Raw genomic sequence first — 21467 nt, forward strand, 5'->3', positions numbered from 1 at the left:
CCACCGTAGGCTGGGGTCATGATCGACGCTGCGGGCCTGCGGGTGATGAAGGCAATCGCCGACGAGGGCAGTTTCACCGGTGCGGCGATCGCGTTGGGGTACTCGCAGCCGGCGATCTCGCAGATGGTCCGCCGCCTCGAGCAGCGGCTGGGCACCGTGCTCGTCGAGCGGGTGGGCCGCTCGATCCGGCTCACCGAGGCGGGTCAGGTCCTCGCCAGGCACGCCGGCCCGGTGCTCACGGCGCTCGACCAGGCGGAGGACGAGGTCGCCGCCATCGCCGGTCTTCGGGCCGGGCGCGTGCGGCTCATGGCCTTCCCCTCCTCCTCGAGCACACTGTTGCCCAGTGCGCTCGTGCAGATGCGAGCCCGGCATCCCGACATCGCGGTGACGTTCACCGAGGCCGAACCGCCCGAATCGCTCGCGGCCCTGCGCAACGGGGACTGCGACCTCGCGGTCGCGTTCGCCTACGACGGCGCCGACGTCGCCCGGGGTGAGGATCTCGAGGGGCTCGTCACGCACCCGTTGCTCGACGACCCGGTGCACCTCGCGCTACCCCTCGACCACCCGCTGGCGAGCTCTGAGGTCGTGCGGTTGGCCGATCTCGCGGGCGACACGTGGATCGCCGGGTGCCCTCGGTGTCGCGGCCACCTGCTCGCCCTGTGCGACGCGGCGGGGTTCCGGCCCACCGTGGGCTACGAGACCGAGGACTACGTGGCCGTGCAGGGGTTCGTCGCCGCCGGTCTCGGCGTGGCCCTCATCCCCGACCTCATCCTCGCGGCCACGACCAACCCCGGCGTGGCCATCCGGCCGCTCGACCCGCCGTCGCACCGCACGGTGCACGTCGTCACCACCCCTGATCTCGAACGCGTCCCTGCGGTGGCCGCGACCCTCGAGGCACTCTGCGAGAGCGCGGCCCGCCTCAGGGAGCGCGCCGAACCCGCCGCGCACTGAGAAGTGCCTGCACTCACCGGCGCTGCCGGACGACGAGCAAGCGGCCCTGCTCCTTGCGGACCGCCACTGCTCCGTCCCGATCGGTGCGGTAGATCAGCGATCCGGCCGCCTGCGCGCGCGAGAGCAGAGTCGGGGCCGGGTGCCCGTATCGGTTGTCCACGCCGACGCTGACGAGGGCCACCGGAGCGCGGACGAGGTCGAGCAGGCGCGCGTCGTGATCGGCCGAGCCGTGGTGAGCGACCTTGACGACGTCGAACGCCTGGTCCTCACCGAATCCGTCGCGCGCACTGTCCGCGTCTCTCCCGGCGTGGTCGTCCGTCGGGGCCTCGGGGTGGGTGCGCAGGTCGGACCGCACGGTCGCGCCCGCCTCGGCGTCGGCGTCGGCGAGGAACAACGCCCGGATCCCGTCCTGGGGCGAGGCGCCCGTGACGACGACGTCGAGCACGAGGGAGCCCGCATTCGGCGAGGCCGCCGAGCCCGTCCCCCGGCGGGGGCCGCGAACGACCGCGCTCACCTCGCCCCACGTGAGCCGGTCCCCTTGACCGACAACGTGAACCGGGCGCTCCTTCTCACGCCACCAGCGTTCGACGGCCGGTTTGACGTCGGTCATCGACGCAGCAGAGACGACGATGTCCCCCACCGGCCGTCCTCGATCGAGCCCGGAGAGCCCGCCGACGTGGTCGGCATCGAAATGGGTGAGGACGACGGCGTCGATGACCTCGACCTGCAGCGTGTCGAGGCACCGGTCGAGCAGGTCGGGGTCCGGACCGGCGTCGATGACGACGGCCCGCCCCGGTGAGCCCGAGACGACGAATGCGTCCCCCTGGCCGACGTCGCACATGACGATCGCGGCCGGGGGCCCGGGAAACCCCGTCCGCGTGCGCACGACGAGGGCGGGAACGACGATGAGGCACAGCGCGACGGCGGCGAGGACGAGGATCCGCCGGTGGCGCCTGGCTCCACGCCAGGCCGCGGCGCCCGCACAGACGGTGACGAGCAGGACGAGGCCGAGGGACAGTGCGCCCCCGAGGCCACCGGGCCAGGGAATCGCCCGCAGTGGCGCGCGCTCGCCCGCACGCGCGACGACAGCGATGCCCGAGGCGGGCAGCGAGGCAACCCAGGCCAACCCGGTCGCACCCACCGGCCACAGCAGCCCAAGCAACGCCGTCACGGCGCCGAGCACCGTCACCGGTGCCACGAGGGGTGCGGCGAGGGCGTTGGTGAGCACACCGACGACGCTGATCTCCTCCTGGAGAACGACGACGATCGGTGCGCACGCCACTTGAGCGGCCAGCGGAATGGCCAGCGCCTGCGCGAGTGCGCGGGGCAGCCGGGCTCGCCGGTGCACGGCATCGGCCCAGGGCCGCGCGAAGACGAGAAGTCCCAGCGTCGCGAGCGCCGACAACGCGAACCCGAACGATCGCGCCAGCCACGGATCGATCGCGAGCAGCACGAGGATCGCTCCGGCGAGCGCGGGCATCCCGAGGGGTTTGCGCGATCGCAGCAGACCCAGCAGGCCGATGCCGCCCATGACCGCGGCCCGGATGACACTCGGATCGGGGCGTGCGAGCACGACGAAGGCCGCGAGGACGAGCACGCCGAGCACCGGCCGGAGCCTCCGCCGAACGCCCACCAGACCGCGTACCCACACCGCGGCTCCGACGACGAGCGAGCAGTTCGTCCCGGAGACCGCGGTGAGGTGGGACATGCCGGTGGCGGTCATCGCGTCGGCGAGGTCCTCGGGCACCGCATCGCGATCGCCGATGATCATCGCCGGGACGAGTCCGCGCGCATCCGGAGGCAGGGGGTCGACGACCTCGCGCAACCGGTTCCTCACATGGTCGGCGGCAGCGACGACGAGCCCGGGCCCGGCGCGCACCGTCGGCCGGCCGCGGGCTGCGAGCACGGCCCGCACCTGTTCGCCCGGTTCGGCGGGCGCGAGACGTCCCGAGACCTCGACGACGTCACGCCAGCCGATGTCCAGCCACTCCTGGCCCCCGAGGAGCAGGACGGGGGTCGCCACCTCGCTCGTCACCCCACGGGCGACCACCCGCTCGACGTGTAGCACGACGACCGTCCTCGGTGGCCCGGCCTCCGCCTGCGGCAGCCGCCGCGGTTCGGCCATCACGCGGCCGGTGATCCGCACCATGGCCCGGTCGGCCGCCAGCTCGGCCACCGGTCCGGCGTCGGCGGCCGCCTCGACCGCGGCGACCCGCAGGAACAGCGCCGCGCTCAGCAGCAGCCCCAGCGCCGTCACCGCCCGCCGGATCTCTGCCGGCTCCCACTCCTGCCGATCCGGATGACGGCGTCCCAGCCGATCGACGCGTGCTCGGGGCACGCGGTCGCGGGCGAGGCGTTGGTGGTGCCAGACGATGCCCGCAGCGCCGGCGGTCGACAGCCCCGCTGCGCACAGCGCCGGCCACGGCCCGCGACCGAGGGCCACCGCGACGAGCGCCCACGTCGCCAGCGCGGGCACCAGGAGCCTGACGTCGGGCGCCGGGGTGCCGGCCTCGTCAGACGCGGACACGGGCGCGCAGGGATTCGAGCTTCTTCTCACCCACCCCCTCGACCTCCCCGAGTTCGTCCACCGTGCTGAACCGGCCGTGGGCGGTACGCCACTCGAGGATCCGCCCGGCGAGGACCGGCCCCACGCCAGGGAGCGAATCCAGCGCGGCCTCGTCGGCGGTGTTGAGGTCGACGAGCCCCGCAGGCCCGGCTGCCTGACCGGGCGAGGCTGCCGGCCCGGCGCCCGAGGAAGAAGCCGGCGGAGGCATCGTGTTGATGGGGACCGGGCCGCCCTTGGCGTCGGGCACGACGACCTGCTCACCGTCGACGAGGGGACGGGCGAGGTTGAGTCCCGTGAGCACGGCCGCCCTCGTGGGGCCACCGGCCTTGGCGATGGCGTCGGTGACTCGTGCGCCCGCCGGCACCGTGACGACCCCCGCCCGTCGCACCTCGCCGATGACGTGCACCATGAGCTCGGCCGAGGAGCCGGCTGCCCCGCCCGTCGTCGGCGCCATCGGTGCCGTCGGGGAAGCTCCGGGCAGCGCGGCCACGGCAGGTGGGGCCCCGCTGACAGCGTCGGCCCGCGGTGCCCCGGCCGTCGGGGAGTTCGACGGTGACGCGCTGCGCACGCTCGTCGCCACGGGCTCGGAGCTCGGCCCTCCCCGCATGAACGAGAACGCCACCGCGGCCACCGCGAGGACGACCACGATGGCGGCACCCGCGACGGCGAGCCACGGCGGCGCCATCCGGGCTCCCCGCAGACCGCTGGGCAGCTCGAACACCCCGTCGCGCGCACGGATCAGCCCGGCGGAGGGCAGGTCGGCCTGCCGTGTCTCCCCCGGTCTGCGCGCTCGCGTCTCACCGAGTGCCTCCTCGCGCGTTTCCCGACGTGCCGCGCTGCGTGTCTGCCCGGGTGACTCGCGTCGTGCCCGACGCGTGGGCGGGGCCGGGACCATGGGCACGGGCTCGGTGTCCGGATCCTCCGCCGGGTGAAGGCGCCTCGGACGAGGTGGGGCCGCCGGTGCGCGGCCGGATCGAGCCGCCGTGAGCAGGGCCGTGGCGCGGTCGGTCGTGGGCATGGCCTCACGCTAAGAGCGTGCGGTGCGCCCTCGACGCGCCCGCTTCCGGCCTGGGGACAACCGCGCCCGCTTCGTGCCGCTGTGGACGACGGGGGTGCGTCGTCCGGGGCTCAGGCGGCCGGATGCGGTTCCGGGCTCACCGAGACGGCCATCGCACCTGGCCCCAGATGCACGGCGGCCACGGCACCCATCGGACGCACCCACACGTCGTCCTCGGCGAGTCGGTCACCCACCCGGTCGACGAGGTCACCGGCGAGTCGTTGGGCACGTTCCTCGTCTCCGAGATGGTGCACCGTCACCGCCACCCGGGCGTTCGCTTCGTCGGCAGCCCTTCCCGCGAGCCCCACGAGGCGCCCGAGCGCCCGCCCGGTCGTGCGCACCTTCTCCAGCGGCTCGATGCGGCCGTCGCTGAGGCGCAGCAACGGCCGCACTGCGAGCGCCGACCCGAGAAAGGCCGCGGCGTTGCCGATGCGCCCGCCGCGGCGGAGGAACTCCAGGGTGTGGACGTAGAAGAACATGTCGCCCGCACGGGCTCGCTCTCGCACGGCCGCGGCGACGGTCTGCCCGTCGGCTCCGGCGCGGGCGAGCCGGGCCCCGGTGAGCACCGCGTGACCGAGGGTCATCCCCATCGACTGCGAGTCGACGACGTGCACCGGCACGTCCGCGCCGCGAGCCGCGAGCGAGGCCGCGTCGCACGTGCCGGAGAGCCCGGCCGACAGGTGTACCGACACGATCTCGCTCGCGCCCTGGCCGATGAGTCGCTCGTACGCGTCGAGGAGTGCCCTCGGCGACGGCCGTGACGTCGTGAGCTCACGCGCGTGCTTGAGAAGTCGCACGAGCTCGGCGTCGGTGAGATCGACGCCCTCGGTGTACTCCACCCCGTCCGCGATCACGTGCAGCGGCACGATCGAGATGCCGAGTTCGGTGATCAGGTCCTCCGGCAGGTAGGCGGTGGAGTCCGTGACGAGCGCGACGGACACCGCGCCTCAGCCCGCGACGATGTTGACGAGACCCGGCGCGCGCACGATGACCTTGCGCACGGTCTGCCCTTCGAGCAGCTCGGCGATGCGGGGCTCGGCGAGCGCGGCTGCCTCGAGGTCGGCCTCGCCGATGTCGGCGGGCACCTCGATGCGAGCCCGGACCTTGCCCTTGATCTGCACGACGCACGTCACCGTGTCCTCCACGAGCATCGCCGGATCGGCCTCGGGGAACGACTCGTACGTGAGCGAGCTCGCGTGCCCGAGCCGGTTCCACAGTTCCTCGGCGATGTGCGGCGCCACGGGCGCGATCATGAGCACGAGCGGCTCGATGGCCGCCCGCGGCGGCGCGTCGAGCTTGGTGAGGTGGTTGTTGAGCTCGATGAGCTTGGCGATGGCCGTGTTGAACCGCAGGCCCTCGTAGTCGGCGCGAACACCGGCGATGGTGCGGGCGAGCAGCCGCTGCGTCGCGTCGTCCAGCGGGGTGTCGGTGACGCGCAGGCCACCGGTGGTCTCGTCGATCGTGTTGCGCCACAGCCGCTGCAGGAAGCGCTGAGAACCGACGACCGCGCGGGTCTCCCACGGCTTCGACAGTTCCAACGGACCCATGCTCATCTCGTACACGCGGAAGGTGTCGGCGCCGTACTGCTCGTACATCTCGTCGGGGCTGACGACGTTCTTGAGCGACTTGCCGATCTTGCCGAACTCGCGCGTGACGTGTTGTCCCTGCCAACTGAACTCGCCGTCGGGCCCCTCGACGACCTCGGCGGCCGGCACGGGCTGACCACGGTCGTCGCGGTAGGCCGGTGCCTGGATGTAGCCCTGGCTGAAGTAACGACGGAACGGCTCGTCGGCGCTGACGTGGCCGAGGTCGTGCAGGACCTTCTGCCAGAACCGCGCGTAGAGCAGGTGCAGCACCGCGTGCTCGACGCCGCCGACGTAGAGGTCGACGCCCCCGGGATCACGGCTGCCGGCAGGTGCGCCCGCGACCGGTTCAGGGCGCGGCCCCATCCAGTACTCCTCGACCTGCGGGTCGACGATCGCCTGGTCGTTGGCCGGGTCGAGGTAGCGCATGTAGTACCAGCACGACCCGGCCCAGTTGGGCATCGTGTTGGTCTCGCGGTGATAGGTCTTGGGCCCGTCGCCGAGGTCGAGGGTGACCTCGACCCACTCCGGCACCCGCGACAGCGGAGGCTCGGGCGCGGACGTCACGTCGTCGGGCTCGAAGGTCTTGGGGCTGTAGTCGGGCACCTCGGGCAACTCGACCGGCAGCTGATCCTCGGGCACCGCATGGGCGACGCCCTGGTCGTCGAAGACGATGGGGAACGGCTCACCCCAGTACCGCTGGCGCGAGAAGAGCCAGTCCCGCAACCGGTAGTTGACCGTGCCCTCGCCCGCGCCCTTGCCGACGAGCCACTCGACGATCCGCGCCTTGGCGTCGGCGACGGGGAGCCCGTCGAGACTCACCTCGTCGTTGGCCGAGTTGACGGCGACCCCGTCACCGACGAACGCCTGCCCGGCCGCGGCGGAGGCGCCGGGGTCGAGTTCGGTCGTGCCGGCGGGGGCGACGACGTCGATGATCGGCAGCCCGAACTGGGTGGCGAAGGCGTAGTCGCGCTCGTCGTGGGCGGGCACGGCCATGATCGCGCCCGTGCCGTAACCCATGAGCACGTAGTCGGCGATGAACACCGGCAGCCGGCGACCGTCGACCGGGTTGATCGCGTAACCACCGGTGAACACACCGGTCTTCGTCTTCTCGTCGACCTGGCGCTCGACATCGGATTTACGCGACGCCGCGAGCCGATAGGCACGCACGGCCTCGGCGGGCGTCGCGGCGCCGCCGGTCCACGCCTCGCCGGTGCCCTCGGGCCACGCGTCGGCGACGAGGGAGTCGACGAGCGGATGCTCCGGAGCGAGGACCATGAACGAGGCACCGAACAGCGTGTCGGGCCGCGTCGTGAAGACCTCGATGCCGGCGCCGGGGACGTTCTCGGCCGCGAACCGAACGCGGGCGCCCTGGCTGCGGCCGATCCAGTTGCGCTGCATGAGCTTGACCTTCTCGGGCCATTCGACCCGGTCGAGGTCGTCGGCCAGCCGGTCGGCGTACGCCGTGATCCGCATCATCCATTGCCGCAGGGAGCGCCGGAAGACGGGGTAGTTGCCTCGTTCGGAGCGGCCTTCGCTCGTGACCTCCTCATTGGAGAGCACGGTGCCAAGGCCGGGACACCAGTTGACCGGGGCCTCGGAGGTGTAGGCGAGGCGGAAGCCGTCGAGGTAGGTCGCGCGTTCGGTCGCGTTCAGCTCCCCCCAGGCACGACCGGCGAACTCACCGACCAGGGCGCGCTCCCCCGACTCGAGCTGAGCGACGAGTTCGGAGATCGGCCGCGCCCGCCCGCGTCCGCCGTCGGGGCGCTCGGCGTCCTCGTCGTACCAGGACTCGAAGATCTGCAGGAAGATCCACTGCGTCCACCGGTAGTACGCGGGGTCGATGGTCGAGATCGAACGACGGTCGTCGTGCCCCAGACCGAGACGGCGCAGCTGACGCCGCATCACCGCCATGTTCTCCTCGGTGGTGGCGCGCGGGTGCCGACCGGTCTGCACCGCGTACTGCTCGGCGGGCAGGCCGAAGGCGTCGTAGCCGAGGCAGTGCAGGACGTTCTTGCCGGTCATGCGGTGGTAGCGCGCGAAGACGTCGGTCGCGATGTACCCCAGGGGGTGTCCGACGTGCAGTCCCGCACCCGAGGGGTAGGGGAACATGTCGAGGACGAGCAAGCGATCGCGCCCCGCAACCCCCTCCGGGTCGGCCCACGGTCCGGCCGGGTTGGGCGCGTGGAACGTCCCTTCGGCCTCCCACCGGTCCTGCCAGGAGAGCTCGACCTGCTCGGCCAGAGCAGCGTCGTACCGGTACGGGGTGTCGTTCATCGCGTCCTTCGATTCTCACGGGTGCACTCACGTGGCGGGCCCGAGGCATCGACGACGTCACTGCCGGCCCGGGGAATTCACCCTAGCGCAGCAGGTGGAGGCGGCATCGCACCCTTTCACGAGGCGGTCCCACAGCGCGCGGACGGTGCGATGGACGCCACGACACACGACGGCGGGCCGCCCTCCCCGAAGGAGAACGGCCCGCCGTCGGTGCGATGCCTCAGAGCGCGTTGTACGCCTTGGCCATCGCGGACTTCTTGTTCGCAGCCTGGTTCTTGTGGATGACGCCCTTGCTCACGGCCTTGTCGAGCTTCTTGCTCGCCAGGGCGAGAGCAGCCTGCGCCTCGTCCTTGTTCCCCGCAGCCGCGGTCTCGCGGAACTTGCGGATCCAGGTGCGGAGTTCGGCCTTGTACGCCTTGTTGCGCTCGGTGCGCTTGGCGTTGGTCTGGATCCGCTTGATCTGCGACTTGATGTTCGCCATGGTGACTCTCTTCTCCGGTCGTTGGGCTGTCAGGAACGACAGGCCCGTCCTCCACCTCCGGAGCGGGTCGGGCCCCGGCCAAGGACGGACTGCGTGGATGCGTGTCGGCGCACGACCTGGGCGCACACGCGAGGATCAACTCTACCAGCCCTTTCGGGCGGCCGAATCCGCGACGAGACGCCTCGTCACCGGCGGCCGTGCCCACGCCGTTCGTCACAGATCGTCAGAACGGCACGTTCGACGGCGTAGACCGGGTCGCGGCCGCCGCCCTTGACTGCCTCGTCGGCGGCGGCGACGGCTTGGATCGAACGACCGAGGGCCTCGACGTCCCACCCGTTGAGCGCGCGTCGAGCGCGGTCGATCTGCCACGGCGCCATGCCGAGCGCCTTGGCCAACGACCCCGAGCTCGCGCGGCCGGCACCGGCGACCTTGACGAGCTGGCGCAACTGCACGGCCAGGACCGCGACGATGGGCACCGGGTCCACGCCACTCGCGAGGGCGTGCCGCAGCAGGCGCAGCGCCTCGGGTGCGTTGCCCGCCACGGCGGCGTCGGCGACGCGAAAGCCCGTGGCCTCGACCTTGCCGCCGTGGTAGGTCGCAACGGTCTCCTCGTCGACGACCCCGGTGGTGTCGTCGATGAGCTGCTTGCAGGCGGAGGCGAGTTCACGCACGTCCTTGCCCACGGCCTCGACGAGAGCGCGGATCGCCTCGGGCGTGGCCTTGCGACGGTTGCGGCGGAACTCGTTGGTGGCGAACTCGGACTTCTCCCGGTCGGACTTGATGGCCGGTGCCTCCAGCACCCGTGCCTTGCTCTTCTTCATCGCGTCGACGACCTTCTTGCCCCGGTTGCCACCCGCGTGTGCGACGACGAGGGTCACCCCCGGTTCGGGCCGAGCGATCTGGTCGAGAAGGTCGGCCTGTGCGTCGTCGCCGGCCTGGTCGGCGCCCCGGACGACGACGCACTTGTCGCCGCCGAACAGTGACGGGGCGCACTGCATGCCGATCTGCCCCGGCTCGTAGGTCTCCATGTCGACCCGGATGTACTCCAGGTCGGGCGTGATCGAGCGCAGCGCCTCCAGCGTCGAGGCGATGGCTCGCTCGGCGAGGATCTGCTCGGGGCCGCTGACGAGCACGAGCGGTGGGACGCCACCGCCGGGGGCGAACGGGGCTTCTCGATCGGTCACGCGGTCAGCATGGCAGAGCCCACCGACAACGCCCCGGGACGGGCACCCGGACCGCGCCGGAGCTGCCTGAGGCCCCGATGAAGGCCGGGATCGCGCCTCACGGCCGGGAGATCGAGACCGCCCGACCTCGCACCATGGAGGTCACCATCGCCACGAACACGATCGACCACACGGCCAGCGCCACCCAGAACCAGCTCCGCCCGACGAACGAGGTGAGAGGCAGGCCGTCGGCCTGACCGAGGTACATCCCCGCCACGGCATACATGCCGAAGGGGAAGACGATGCTCCACAGGCCGGCCTCGTACGTCAGCGGAATCCGGTGCACCCAGTGACGCCAGATCCCGACCGCGACGAGCACCGGCACCAGCCAGGTCGCGAACGACCACAGCACCACGGCCATCCCGGCGATGAGTTCGCGTGTGGCGTCCACGATGGGCGCACTGTGCATCTCGACGATCCGTGCTCCCGCGACGACCGTGATGGCGATCGCCCCCATCGACACCCAGTAGGGCGGGTTGAGCTCGTTCGGCTCGAGTGGGTAGAGCAGCAGCCGCAACGAGACGAACACGGCGCACGCCGCGTAGAGCACGAGACCCACCGACCACGCCAGCACCGCGACGATCGCGAGGCCGTGGGTGTACTGCGGCATGTGGGGCTCGACCGAGGCCGCGCACACGGCCACCGACTCGCTCGCGACGACCCAGATGAACCAGGTGCCGTTCGCGGTCGCCAGCACCGGGCGTTCCTGGCGGCCGAGCACCGCGGACCACGGCACGACGTAGCCGAGGACGAGCCACCCGAGGGTCGCGACGATGAGCAGGACCAGGGCCGGCACCGGGCGGCCCAGCGCGGCGATCGAGGATCCGACGACGTTCGTACCGGCGACGAACGTGAAGAACCCGAACGCGCGGGTCGGATCCCGCAGGTCCTGGAGCACGCGATCGCGGTGACGAAGGATCCGCCAGACCGTCATCGCGGCGAGGACGACCCATGTCAGAGCGGCGATGACGAGCAGCACTCCCGCCTGCGTCTCGAGTCCGCTCTGATAGGCGCCGACGGCAACGATGCCGGTCGCCATGACGAACGCGAAACACCCTGGCGGGAGCTCCCTCGGCGTGAGTTCACGCAGAACCACCGGGCGCATCCTCCCTTCTCGGCATCGGCCGCTCGTCTGTCAGAGTCGAAGGAGCTTGAGCCGTGACTCGACGGCCTCGATCGGGATGTCGAGGTGCTCGGCGAGCTCGCCGGCGTCGAGGCCGAGGTCGCGGCCGTCCTTGAGCTCCTCGTCGTCGGCGCGGGTCCAGGAGTGCCCGCCGGTGACGGCCGTGCGGGAGTCGGGCGCCGTCGGGGCGTCGGTGGTGACCGCCTCGCTCGCCTTCTCGGTGGTGGCGGTCGCGCCGGTGACGGCCGTGCGGGAGTCGGGCGCCGTCGGGGCGTCGGTGGTGACCGCCTCGCTCGCCTTCTCGGTGGTGGCGGTCGCATCGCCGGCGTCGGTGGCGTCGTCCTGGGCGCCGGGGGCGGGCGGGTGCTCGGTCTCCCCCGCGACGACCCCCCGCATCGGCGGCGCCGCGATCGGCACGATCGGTTCGGCCGACTCGTCGAGCCGCCGCAGCGCCTGGAGCACCGTGGCCTTGTCGGTCGTCGGCCAGAACGGCGGGATCGACTTCTGCAGGAACCCGGCGTAGCGGGCCGTGATCATGCGCGAGTCGAGGAACGCCACCACCCCACGGTCGGAGGATCGACGCACGAGCCGGCCCGCTCCCTGCGCGAGGCGTAGCGCGGCGTGCGTGGCCGAGACGGCGATGAACCCGTTGCCGCCCATGCGCCCGATGGCCTGGGTGCGCGCCGAGGCGAGCGGATCGTCGGGGCGTGGGAACGGAATGCGGTCGATGACGACGAGCTGGCACGCCGGACCCGGCACGTCGACGCCCTGCCAGAGGGTGAGGGTGCCGAACAGACACGTCGTCGCGTCGGAGGCGAACTCACGCACGAGGGTCGTGATCTGGTCCTCGCCCTGGCACAGGATGGTCAACTCGTCGCCGAACCGTTCCCGCATCTCCTCGGTGGCCGCCTGAGCCGCCCGCATGGAACTGAACAGCCCGAGGGTGCGGCCGCCGGCGGCTCGGATGAGTTCTTCGAGCTCGTCGAACATCTGCGGGCTCGGGCCGTCGCGCCCCGGCGCGGGCAGCCCGGTCGCCACGTAGGCGATGCCCTGGCGGCCGTAGTCGAACGGGCTGCCCACGTCGAGCCCCTGCCAGTCGGGGGCGCCTTCCCCCCTGAGGCCGAGGGTGCCGGCGACCGCGTCGAACGTGCCGCCGAGCTCGATCGTCGCCGAGGTGAGGACGACGGTGCGCTCGGTGAACAACTTGTCGCGCAACTCCATCGCGACGCTCATCGGCGCGACTCGCAGCACCGGACCGCGCTGAGGGTGCTGGTTCACCCAGACGACGTCGAGCTCGCGCTCCTCGAGGATGCGGTCGACGACGTCGACCAGCTCGTCGACGGCGGCCCTGGCCACGGCCCGCGCTCCGTCCTCGTCCTTGCCCTTGGCGTCGGACTTCATGCCGCTCTGCACGTTGCGCGCGTCGGTGCGCAGCATCGCGAGGGCGGCTCCGAGAGAGTCGGGCAGCGTGAGCAAGCGCCCTTCGGGCAGCGGCGCGAGGGCCTTGGCGAACACCTCGCCGGCGCCGACGAGGTCGTCGGTGCCGGTGTACGTGCCGGCCTTGCGGGCTGCCGTCGTCACGGTGCCGGGCGAGAGCTCGTCGGTGACCGTCGCGGTCACCCGGTCGACGAGCTCGTGCGCCTCGTCGATGACGAGCAGGTGGTGCTCGGGCAGCATCGAACGGTTCTCGAACGCGTCGATGGCCATGAAGCTGTGGTTGGTGACGACGACGTCGGCGTCCTTGGCCGCCTCGCGCGAGCGCTCGACGAAACACTCCTGACGCATCGGACACTTGCTGCCGAGGCACTCGCGGGCCGAGACGGAGACCTGCCGCCAGGCGCGTTCGGAGACGCCCGGTACGAGCTCGTCGCGGTCTCCGGACTCGGTCGTCTCGGCCCAGGCCCGCAGGAGCACGACCTCGGCCCCCAGCCGCGACGCCGGGCCCGTGTCGACGGCGTCGCCACTCCCCTCGGCCGCCGATCCCGTGAGTCCGGCCGAGGAGAACAGTGCGCCCTCGTCGTCGTGGAACCCGCCCGCCAATTTGTGTTGGCACAAGTAGTTGCGGCGCCCTTTGACGAGGACGTACGTCGGGCGTCGCCCGAGCAGAGGCGCGAGTGCATCGGCGACGCGCGGCATGTCGCGGTCGACGATCTGCGCCTGCAACGCGAGGGTGGCGGTCGCGACGATCGCCGGAGTGCCGGTGTTGATCGCATCCGCGACGGCCGGGACGAGGTAGGCCAGCGATTTGCCGGTACCCGTACCCGCCTGGACGAGCAGATGCTCCTCGGCTGCGACCGCGTCCTCCACGGCGAGCGCCATGCGCTTCTGACCGGCACGTTCGGTGCCGCCGACCGCTTCGACGGCGGCGGCGAGCAGTTCATCGACCCGGGCTCCACGCACCCGCCCAGGCTAGTGCCTCCCGGCGATCTCCTCGGCCGGTCGTCAACAGGCCCGGGCGGGGATCGAACTCAGCGCAGCGCCTTGAGGACGGCCTTGGCGACGCCCTTCGCGCTCGTCGGGTTCTGCCCGGTGATGAGGCGCCCGTCGACGACGACGTGCTTGCCCATGGGGCGCAGCGCCTTGGAGTACTTCGCGCCCTTGTTCTTCAGGGCCCGGCCGAGGTCGAACGGCACCCCGTCGGCACGACCGGCGAGCTTCTCCTCCGGCCACGAGAACCCGGTGACCTTGCGGCCCTTGACGAGCGCGCGACCGTCGGCGGTCGCCTCGAGGAGCCCGACCGGGCCGTGGCAGACGGCGGAGACGACCTTGTCCTGCCGCCAGAACTCGCTGACCAGGCGCGCGAGTTCCGGGCGCTGGAAGTCGAACATCGTGCCGTGGCCGCCGGTGAGGTAGATCGCGTCGAAGTCGTCGGCGCTGACATCCGAGACCGACAAAGTGGCGTCGAGCAGGTCCATGAACGCGCGATCGGCATAGCGCTTCTTCGTGCCACCCATCGCGAGCACGATGCTCGTGAGGCTCTCCGGATCGAGCGGCACCACCCCGCCGTCGACGCTCGCGATCACGACCTCGTGGCCCGCTTCGGTGGCCACGTCGTAGAAGTGCGTGAGCTCCCCGAGCCACAGCCCGGTGCGGTATCCCACCGAGCGGTACTCCCCCGCGCTCGTCGTCACGGCCAGGATGCGCTTGCTGCTCTTCTTCTTCGCCATGACCACCATTTCCCTGGCTCAGTGCGCAGCAAACGCCGCCCGTCTCGTTCTCCGCGTGGCAGCCTCGCCGTGCGTCAGGCCGCGACGAACTCGCGGAACTGCTCGGCCTGGTGGGCGAAGACGCGCACGTCGAGGCGCGTGCCCTCGGGCAGGTGCTCCTCGCGCAGCACTTCGGCGTCGTTGTGGAGGGTGTTGACCACGTCGCCGCGGTCGTAGGGCACGAGGAGGGCCATCGCGACGTCCTGCTTGGGAAGCTCCTCGGCGATGAGTCGCTGCAGGTCGTCGATGCCGGCGCCGCTGCGGGCGGAGACGGCGATCGAGTGCTTCTCGTGGCGCAGGATGCGGCCGACCACCTCGGGATCGGCGACGTCGCACTTGTTGACGACGACGATCTCCTTGGGGTGCTCGTTCGGGTCGTCCCAGACGTCGGCGAACACCGCCCGCACGGCCGTGATCTGGCCTTCGGGGTCGGGGTGGGAGCCGTCGACGACGTGCAGGAGCAGGTCGGCGTCGGCGACCTCCTCCAGCGTCGAGCGGAAGGCCTCGACGAGTTCGTGCGGCAGGGACCGCACGAATCCGACGGTGTCGGCGATCGTGAACTCCCGACCGTCGGGGGTCTCGGCGCGACGGATCGTCGGGTCGAGGGTGGCGAACAGGGCGTTCTCGACGAGCGCCCCGGCGCCGGTGATGCGGTTGAGCAGGGAGGACTTGCCGGCGTTCGTGTAGCCGGCGATGGCGACGGCCGGCACGTGCCCGGCCCGGCGGGCACCGCGCTTGGTGTCGCGGACCGTCTTCATCTCACGGATCTCACGCTTGAGCTTGGCGATGCGCGAGTTGATGCGGCGCCGGTCGAGCTCGATCTTGGTCTCACCGGGGCCACGCGAGCCCATGCCCGCACCGCCGGAGACCTGACCACCGGCCTGCCGGGACATCGACTCACCCCAACCACGCAGACGCGGCAGCAGGTACTGCAGCTGCGCGAGCTCGACCTGCGCCTTGCCCTCCTTGGACTTCGCGTGCTGGGCGAAGATGTCGAGGATCAGCGCCGTGCGGTCGATGACCTTGACCTTGACGACGTCCTCGAGCGCGCGTCGCTGGCTGGGGGCGAGTTCGGAGTCGGCGACGACCGTGTCGGCGCCCTCGGCCGCGACGATGTCGCGCAGTTCCTCCGCCTTGCCGGAGCCGACGTAGGTCGCAGGGTCGGGGCGGTGGCGGCGCTGGACGACGCCTGCGAGGACGAGCGACCCGGCCGTCTCGGCGAGTGCTGCGAGCTCACGCAGGGAGTTCTCGGCCTCCTCGAGCGTGCCCTCGGACCAGACGCTCACGAGGACGACGCGCTCCAGACGGAGCTGCCGGTACTCGACCTCGGTGACGTCCTCGATCTCGGTCGAGAGGCCGGCGACGCGGCGCATGGCCGCGCGCTCCTCGCGCTCGAACTGGTCTCCGTCGTAGGAGAGGAAGTCGGGGTCGGAGGCATGCCAGTCGTCAGTGTCGGCGAGGGCCGACGCCTTGGCGCCGACGATGTCTGAAGTGTTCGTCATATCGCTCTCAGGGTCGCAGACCCGCGCACGACGCGCGAGGCATTATCACTTCAACACCCCCGCGCACCTGCAGATTCCCCACCGGGTCAGTCTGCCGCCCCCGGGTCGGCCTCCTCGGGCACTGCGCCGATCGCCTCGTGAAAGGCCAGGTAGAGGTTGGCCAATGTGGCAGGCGACTGGAGGGAAGCCCCGATGAGTTCCTCGACGCGCCGCAGCCGGTAGCGCACCGAGTTCGGGTGAAGGAAGAGCCGCTGCGCTGTCGCGGCGATGTCGAGCCCGAGGGCGAGGTGAACGACGAGCGTGTCTCTCAGTTCGTCCCGCTGCAGCAGCTCACCGAACTGCCGTGTGACCCGAACGTTCACGTCATCGACGGGACGCGAGGAGAGCAGCCAGGTCGCGAGGTCCACGTCCTCGAACCAGACGACGGGCCCGTCGGCGTCATCCTGGCGCCGGGACGTCGCGCCGACACGGACTGCCATCCGGGCGTCGCGGAACGCCGCCGGCGCGTGAAGCAGATCGGTGAAGGGCTCGCTGACCCCGACGACGTGCTGCGTCGCGACGCGGGCGCACCACCGTGCGAGCGCCATCTCCTCGTCGGGGGCCAGGGCGACGAGCAGGGGCTCGTCGCGCGGCGAGTCCGTCGGCTCGTCGGCGAGGACGAGCGGCAGGCCCGTGAGGTGAGCGCTCTCGTGCAGCGCCTCGAGGCGGTCGGCCCGGGCACGCGGTGAGTCCCGGCCGATCCCGGTACGGGCCGCGACGACAGCTCGCATGGGTTGGTTCGGCGAGAACCGTAGCCCGCGCAGACGCCGCCACAACGCGGGCACCCGGTCGCTTGTCACCTCCAGGGCCAGAAGAGTGAGCAGGTGGCGGGCGCGGGTCTGTTCCTGGGTCCGGCTCAAGGATCGTGCGCCCCGCATGGCCGAGAGCATCCGTTGCGTGCTCTCGAGTAGGGGCTCGCCGATCTCGTCGATCGTCGACGGATACCGCGAGGCGAGCGCGACCCAGTAGCCCGACCCGCGCATGACGACGGGCCCCGCCAGCACGTGGTACCGCCCGACACCGAAACGGTGAACGTCCCGATCCCGGTGCACGAGCTCGTGCGCGATGAGGCGGATCGGCCCCTCTCCCACGGAAGCCGCCACGTGGCCGGCTTCGTCGTAGAGCGCCGCGGTGCCCCGCACGAACTGCCCCAGCCGAACCATGAGCGCCTGGACGGGCTGGTCGTCCGCCAGCGCTGCGAGCAGTTCGCTCTGGAACCAGAGTTGGCGGCGCAACCGGTACATCTCGGAGTCGGAGGATGTGACCTGGCCCATTCACACCCCTTTGTTCACGCCGACAACGAAACACAACCTTCTTTGAACATCCGACAGTGACTCATGAGGCGGGGGTCCGGCAAGGTCTGCGCCACCCAGCTCCCCGACCCGAAGGTGGACCCCATGAGCACACTGCGCGTCGCCGTCGACGTGGGCGGCACGTTCACCGACGTCTTCGTCGTCGACGAGGACACCCAGCGATCCCACGTGAGGAAAGTGCCCTCGACACCTGACGATCCCATGCGGGCCGTCGTGGCCGGCGTCGAGCAGGCGAACGTCGATCTGAGCGATGTCTCCCTCTTCTCCCACGGCACGACCGTGGCGACCAACGCCCTCATCACCCGCAGATTCCCTGCGGCGGCGATGGTGACGACCCGCGGCTTCCGCGACGTCCTCGAGATCAGGGACGGGACGAAGAACGACCTCTGGGACGCCTACCAGGACGTCACTCCCCCGTACATCCGCCGACGCGATCGGTTCGAGGTCACCGAACGCATCGACTTCGCCGGCAATGTCGTCACTCCGCTTGATGAGGACGAGGCCCGGCAGGTGGCCCGACTCCTGCGCAAGCGCGGCGTGACGACGGTGGCCGTCTGCTTCATCAACTCGTTCGAGAACCCCGCGCACGAGGACCGCATGCGAGCGATCCTCGCCGAAGAGCTGCCCGACGCGACCATCTCCGGCTCGGCGGCGATCCTGCCCGAGATCTTCGAGTACGAACGCTTCAACACGACCGTGGCCAACGCCGTGCTCGCCCCGCTCGTCAGCGGATACGTCGATCGCCTCGCGGATCGTCTCCGCGAGGGCGGGTACGAGGGCGACCTGCTGCTACTGCACTCGGGTGGCGGCTCGATGACCCCGCGACTCGTGTCGCAGTACCCGGTGCGGCTCGCCGCGTCCGGCATCGCGGCGGGGGCGATCGCGTGCCGGCACATCGCCGACCAGTGCGGTTACGAGAACGCGATCGGCCTCGACATGGGCGGGACGAGCACCGACATCTGTGTCGTCCACGGTGGTGAGCTGCGCGTGACCAAGGAGTGGGAGGTCGAGTACGGCCACCCGATCATGTTCCCGAGTATCGAGGTCCTCACGATCGGTGCCGGTGGCGGCTCCCTTGCGTGGATCGACGAGGCCGGTTCCCTGCGCAACGGGCCGCAGTCGGCGGGCGCCGATCCGGGCCCCGCCTGTTACGACACCGGCGGCACGCAGGCGACGAACACCGACGCGAACATCGCCCTCGGCCGTCTTGGCACGAGCCTCGCCGGCGGCGCCAAGACGCTGCGACCCGAGCTCGCTACGGAGGCATTGACCCGCGAGGTCGCGCGACCGCTCGGGATGAGCCTCGAGGAATCCGCGGGGGCGGTGCTCAAGGTGGCGAACGCGAACATGTCCGACGCGGTGCGCCTCGTCTCCATCCGCCGCGGACTCGACCCCCGAGACTTCGCGCTCGTCGCGTTCGGCGGGGCCGGCGCCCTCCACGGCGCCGAGGTCGCGAAGGAGTTGTCGATCCCCACTGTCGTCGTGCCACCGAGCCCCGGTGTCACCTCCGCACTCGGATGCCTGCTCGTCGACATCCGCCACGATCTGTCGACGATGTTCTCCCACCGCTCGGACGACGTCGACCACGACGAGCTCGACGAGGCATTCACCGCCCTCGAGGCCGAGGCGAGCGAACGGCTCCGCCACGAGGGGATCGCCCCGGATCAGGCCGTGCTACAGCGCAGCATCAATATGCGGTACGCCGGTCAATGGCGCTCGCTCTCGGTCGACGTCGGCTCTGGAACGGGCGCCTTGGAAGAGGCTGTGTCCCGGTTCCACGAGCAGCACGAGCGCGAGTTCGCGTTCCGTCGTGACGACGCTCCCGTCGAGCTCTACCAGCTCGGCCTGCGTGCCATAGGCACGACACCCAAGCCCGCTTTCCCCGCTCACGAGCGGACCGGCACGGCCGACCCCGAACCGACCTCACGCCGCCAGGTGTGGTTCGAGGAGACCGGCTGGGTCGACACCCCGATCCACGACCGCGAGGCACTGCTCGCGGGCACGACCTTCGAAGGCCCCGCCGTCATCGAACAGCTCGACTCGACCATCGTCGTCCCTCCGGGTACCCGCGCCGAGGTCGACGAATGGCTCAACGTGCGCATCCACCTCACCGACCAGGAGGCCTGACATGACCGCTCGCAAGCTCGACCCGGTGACCTTCGAGGTCCTGAAGAACGCCTTCACGACGTCGGTGGACCTGATGAGCGAACAGATCCTGCGGACCTGCTACAGCTTTGTCATCTACAGCCGCGACTTCTCCTCGGCCCTGTGCGACGCGCGCGGCAACACGGTGATGCAAGGCAGTCAGGACATCGCCGTGCACGTCGGCACCCTGCACTTCCAGTGTCAGGCGGTGCTGGAGCAGTTCGGCGACGACATCCACCCCGGCGACGTGTTCGCCATCAACGACCCCTACCGGGGTGGGACGCACTTCAACGACGTGAGCTTCATCCGCCCGATCTTCGTCGAGGACGAGATCATCGCCTTCGCGCAGAACAAGGGCCACTGGGCCGACATCGGTGGCAACGTGCCTGGCAGCTTCGACGTCAACGCGACGGAGCACTTCGGGGAAGGCCTGCGGATCCCCGCGGTACGGGTCTTCGACCGCGGCACCTTCCGCTACGACGTCGCCGCCCTGCTGGTGGAGAACACGCGCTCGCCCGGGGTGAGCCTCGGCGACCTTCACGCCCAGTCGGAGGCGACCGCCGTGTGTGAGCGCGACATCCTCCGCCTCGTCGACCGGTACGGCAAGCAGACCATCGTCGATGCGATGGAGGAGGTGCAGGACTACGTCGAGCGTCTCGTGCGCACGCGGGTCGCCGAACTCCCGGACGGCACGTGGAGCACGGTGGACCACATCGACGGTGACCCCGGTCGCGGCGAGGGCCTCGTGCCCATCCAGGTCAACCTGCGGATCGAGGGCGACCAGATCCACTATGACCTGGAAGGGTCGGCGCCGGCCGTCGCCTCGTTCCTCAACAGCGGGTACGGCACGACGCACTCGGCGCTCTATGCGGGCACGAAGACCTTCTTCCCCGACGTCCCGCTCAACTCGGGTTTCTACCGAGCCGTCGCGGTGGACATCGGCCCGGAGGGCACCGTCGTCAACGCCGGATGGCCCTACGCCGTCACTGGGTTCTGCTCGGGGCCCTACGAGAAGATCATGAACGCGATCTTCGAGATCTGGTCGGGTGTCATGCCGCAGAAGGCACTCGCCTGCTGCTTCAACCTCGAATATCTCCTCGTCGGCGGCCGTGACGGGCGCACCGCGGAGAAGCCGTACTTCATGTGGTACGACTGGATGGCCGGCGGCTGGGGAGGGCGCGCATCGAAGGACGGATCCGGCGCCACCGCACCGGTGTTCGGCGTCGGTCTCGCCGTGCAGCCGCTCGAAGGCCAGGAACGACTCTCCCCCGTGATCACCACGACCCACGCCATCGCGGTCGACTCCGGCGGACCGGGGCAGTACCGCGGCGGCTGTGGCATCGAGAAGGGCGGCACGCTCACCGACGCGGAGAAGACCGTGATGTCGTACTGCTGTGACCGTGCACGGTCGATCACGTGGGGCATCGAGGGTGGCCTGCCGTCGAACCCGCACGGCGTCTGGCTCAACAAGGGCACCGACGACGAGCGGTTCCTCGGCAGCGTGTTCTCGTCGGTGCCGGTCGGTCCGGGCGACACGTTTACCCGCCCGTCCGCGGGTGGCGGCGGCTTCGGGGACCCACTCGATCGCGACGAGAACGCCGTTCTCGAGGACGTCATCGACGGCTACGTCTCGGTGGAGCGTGCCGAGAAGGACTACGGCGTGGTCGTCGAGGTGATCGACCCCGAGCTCGACGACTACCGAATCGACGCCGCAGCCACGTCGACGGCCCGAGCGCGGATCCGGGCCGAACGCGCGGGATGGTTGCAGGCCGACCCCGAGGAGATCGCGCAGCGGTACCGGTCCGGCGAGCTCGATGTGCTCGATCTCGTGCGCCAGTACGGCGTCATCGTCGACTGGGGCACCGGGCAGCTGTTGCCGACGACGACGCAGCAGTACCGAGAGGCGCTCGCCTCCCGCACCGTCTCCGGTTGGAGCTGATGTCCTCGCAGGTGCGCGGGTGAGCTCTTCACCCGCGCACCTGCGGGGATGGGCCCGGGAGG

Annotated in this window: 14 protein-coding genes; 3 read left to right on the forward strand and 11 right to left on the reverse strand. The window is 70.9% G+C overall.

The window, feature by feature from the left end:
- Positions 1 to 18 precede the first annotated feature (18 nt).
- Positions 19 to 951, forward strand: a complete 933-nt coding sequence (locus tag BN1197_RS16085) for a LysR family transcriptional regulator (RefSeq protein WP_040161868.1) — start codon at positions 19 to 21, stop codon at positions 949 to 951.
- Between the two features lie 13 nt (positions 952 to 964).
- On the opposite strand, the gene BN1197_RS16090 is transcribed toward BN1197_RS16085, so the two are convergent.
- From BN1197_RS16090 to BN1197_RS16140, 11 genes are all read right to left on the reverse strand, one after another.
- A complete protein-coding gene (locus BN1197_RS16090; RefSeq protein WP_040161871.1) occupies positions 965 to 3478 on the reverse strand; it encodes a ComEC/Rec2 family competence protein in 2514 nt (837 codons plus the stop codon).
- Complete coding sequence (locus BN1197_RS17910) at positions 3465 to 4535, reverse strand: ComEA family DNA-binding protein (protein WP_245851982.1); 1071 nt, start codon at positions 4533 to 4535, stop codon at positions 3465 to 3467. The genes BN1197_RS16090 and BN1197_RS17910 overlap by 14 nt, the downstream gene beginning before the upstream one ends.
- A gap of 110 nt (positions 4536 to 4645) precedes the next feature.
- On the reverse strand, positions 4646 to 5515 hold the full coding sequence (locus tag BN1197_RS16100) for a DegV family protein (protein WP_040161873.1): 870 nt from the start codon (positions 5513 to 5515) through the stop codon (positions 4646 to 4648).
- 6 nt (positions 5516 to 5521) lie between these two features.
- Complete coding sequence (gene leuS / locus BN1197_RS16105) at positions 5522 to 8434, reverse strand: leucine--tRNA ligase (protein WP_040161876.1); 2913 nt, start codon at positions 8432 to 8434, stop codon at positions 5522 to 5524.
- 220 nt (positions 8435 to 8654) lie between these two features.
- Positions 8655 to 8915 carry a 30S ribosomal protein S20 gene (rpsT, locus tag BN1197_RS16110; protein WP_040161879.1) on the reverse strand — a complete coding sequence of 87 codons (261 nt, stop codon included), beginning with the start codon at positions 8913 to 8915 and terminating at the stop codon, positions 8655 to 8657.
- 185 nt (positions 8916 to 9100) lie between these two features.
- Entirely contained in the window at positions 9101 to 10099 is a 999-nt protein-coding gene (holA, locus tag BN1197_RS16115; RefSeq protein ID WP_082043996.1) for a DNA polymerase III subunit delta, read from the reverse strand.
- A 97-nt stretch (positions 10100 to 10196) separates the two neighbouring features.
- Positions 10197 to 11243, reverse strand: coding sequence for a tellurite resistance/C4-dicarboxylate transporter family protein (locus BN1197_RS16120; protein WP_040161881.1), 1047 nt, complete (start codon positions 11241 to 11243; stop codon positions 10197 to 10199).
- 30 nt (positions 11244 to 11273) lie between these two features.
- Positions 11274 to 13661, reverse strand: a complete 2388-nt coding sequence (locus tag BN1197_RS16125; RefSeq protein WP_040161883.1) for an ATP-dependent DNA helicase — start codon at positions 13659 to 13661, stop codon at positions 11274 to 11276.
- 68 nt (positions 13662 to 13729) lie between these two features.
- Positions 13730 to 14428: a type 1 glutamine amidotransferase domain-containing protein gene (locus BN1197_RS16130; RefSeq protein WP_040162215.1), complete on the reverse strand. Its 699-nt coding sequence runs from the start codon at positions 14426 to 14428 to the stop codon at positions 13730 to 13732.
- Positions 14429 to 14502: 74 nt separating this feature from the next.
- Positions 14503 to 15969 carry a GTPase HflX gene (gene hflX, locus BN1197_RS16135; protein WP_040161885.1) on the reverse strand — a complete coding sequence of 489 codons (1467 nt, stop codon included), beginning with the start codon at positions 15967 to 15969 and terminating at the stop codon, positions 14503 to 14505.
- An 86-nt stretch (positions 15970 to 16055) separates the two neighbouring features.
- A complete protein-coding gene (locus BN1197_RS16140) occupies positions 16056 to 17282 on the reverse strand; it encodes a PucR family transcriptional regulator (protein WP_052466865.1) in 1227 nt (408 codons plus the stop codon).
- A 123-nt stretch (positions 17283 to 17405) separates the two neighbouring features.
- Between BN1197_RS16140 and BN1197_RS16145 the strand changes: the two genes are divergently transcribed.
- Both BN1197_RS16145 and BN1197_RS16150 read left to right on the forward strand, forming a co-directional pair.
- Positions 17406 to 19448 (forward strand): hydantoinase/oxoprolinase family protein, encoded by a 2043-nt coding sequence (locus tag BN1197_RS16145; protein WP_040162221.1) that lies wholly within the window; start codon positions 17406 to 17408, stop codon positions 19446 to 19448.
- Position 19449: 1 nt separating this feature from the next.
- On the forward strand, positions 19450 to 21405 hold the full coding sequence (locus BN1197_RS16150; protein ID WP_040161888.1) for a hydantoinase B/oxoprolinase family protein: 1956 nt from the start codon (positions 19450 to 19452) through the stop codon (positions 21403 to 21405).
- The last annotated feature ends 62 nt before the right edge of the window (positions 21406 to 21467 follow it).

Origin of the sequence: Mobilicoccus massiliensis (genome assembly GCF_000826525.2) — a bacterium.
Classification (GTDB): domain Bacteria; phylum Actinomycetota; class Actinomycetes; order Actinomycetales; family Dermatophilaceae; genus Mobilicoccus; species Mobilicoccus massiliensis.

Excerpts from the sequence above, each read along its gene's own strand:
- BN1197_RS16085 (WP_040161868.1), top strand. The coding sequence starts at position 19 with ATGATCGACGCTGCGGGCCTGCGGGTGATGAAGGCAATCGCCGACGAG.
- BN1197_RS17910 (WP_245851982.1), bottom strand. The coding sequence starts at position 4,535 with ATGCCCACGACCGACCGCGCCACGGCCCTGCTCACGGCGGCTCGATCC.
- leuS (WP_040161876.1), bottom strand. The coding sequence starts at position 8,434 with ATGAACGACACCCCGTACCGGTACGACGCTGCTCTGGCCGAGCAGGTC.
- rpsT (WP_040161879.1), bottom strand. The coding sequence starts at position 8,915 with ATGGCGAACATCAAGTCGCAGATCAAGCGGATCCAGACCAACGCCAAG.
- BN1197_RS16120 (WP_040161881.1), bottom strand. The coding sequence starts at position 11,243 with ATGCGCCCGGTGGTTCTGCGTGAACTCACGCCGAGGGAGCTCCCGCCA.
- BN1197_RS16130 (WP_040162215.1), bottom strand. The coding sequence starts at position 14,428 with ATGGCGAAGAAGAAGAGCAGCAAGCGCATCCTGGCCGTGACGACGAGC.
- hflX (WP_040161885.1), bottom strand. The coding sequence starts at position 15,969 with ATGACGAACACTTCAGACATCGTCGGCGCCAAGGCGTCGGCCCTCGCC.
- BN1197_RS16140 (WP_052466865.1), bottom strand. The coding sequence starts at position 17,282 with ATGGGCCAGGTCACATCCTCCGACTCCGAGATGTACCGGTTGCGCCGC.
- BN1197_RS16145 (WP_040162221.1), top strand. The coding sequence starts at position 17,406 with ATGAGCACACTGCGCGTCGCCGTCGACGTGGGCGGCACGTTCACCGAC.
- BN1197_RS16150 (WP_040161888.1), top strand. The coding sequence starts at position 19,450 with ATGACCGCTCGCAAGCTCGACCCGGTGACCTTCGAGGTCCTGAAGAAC.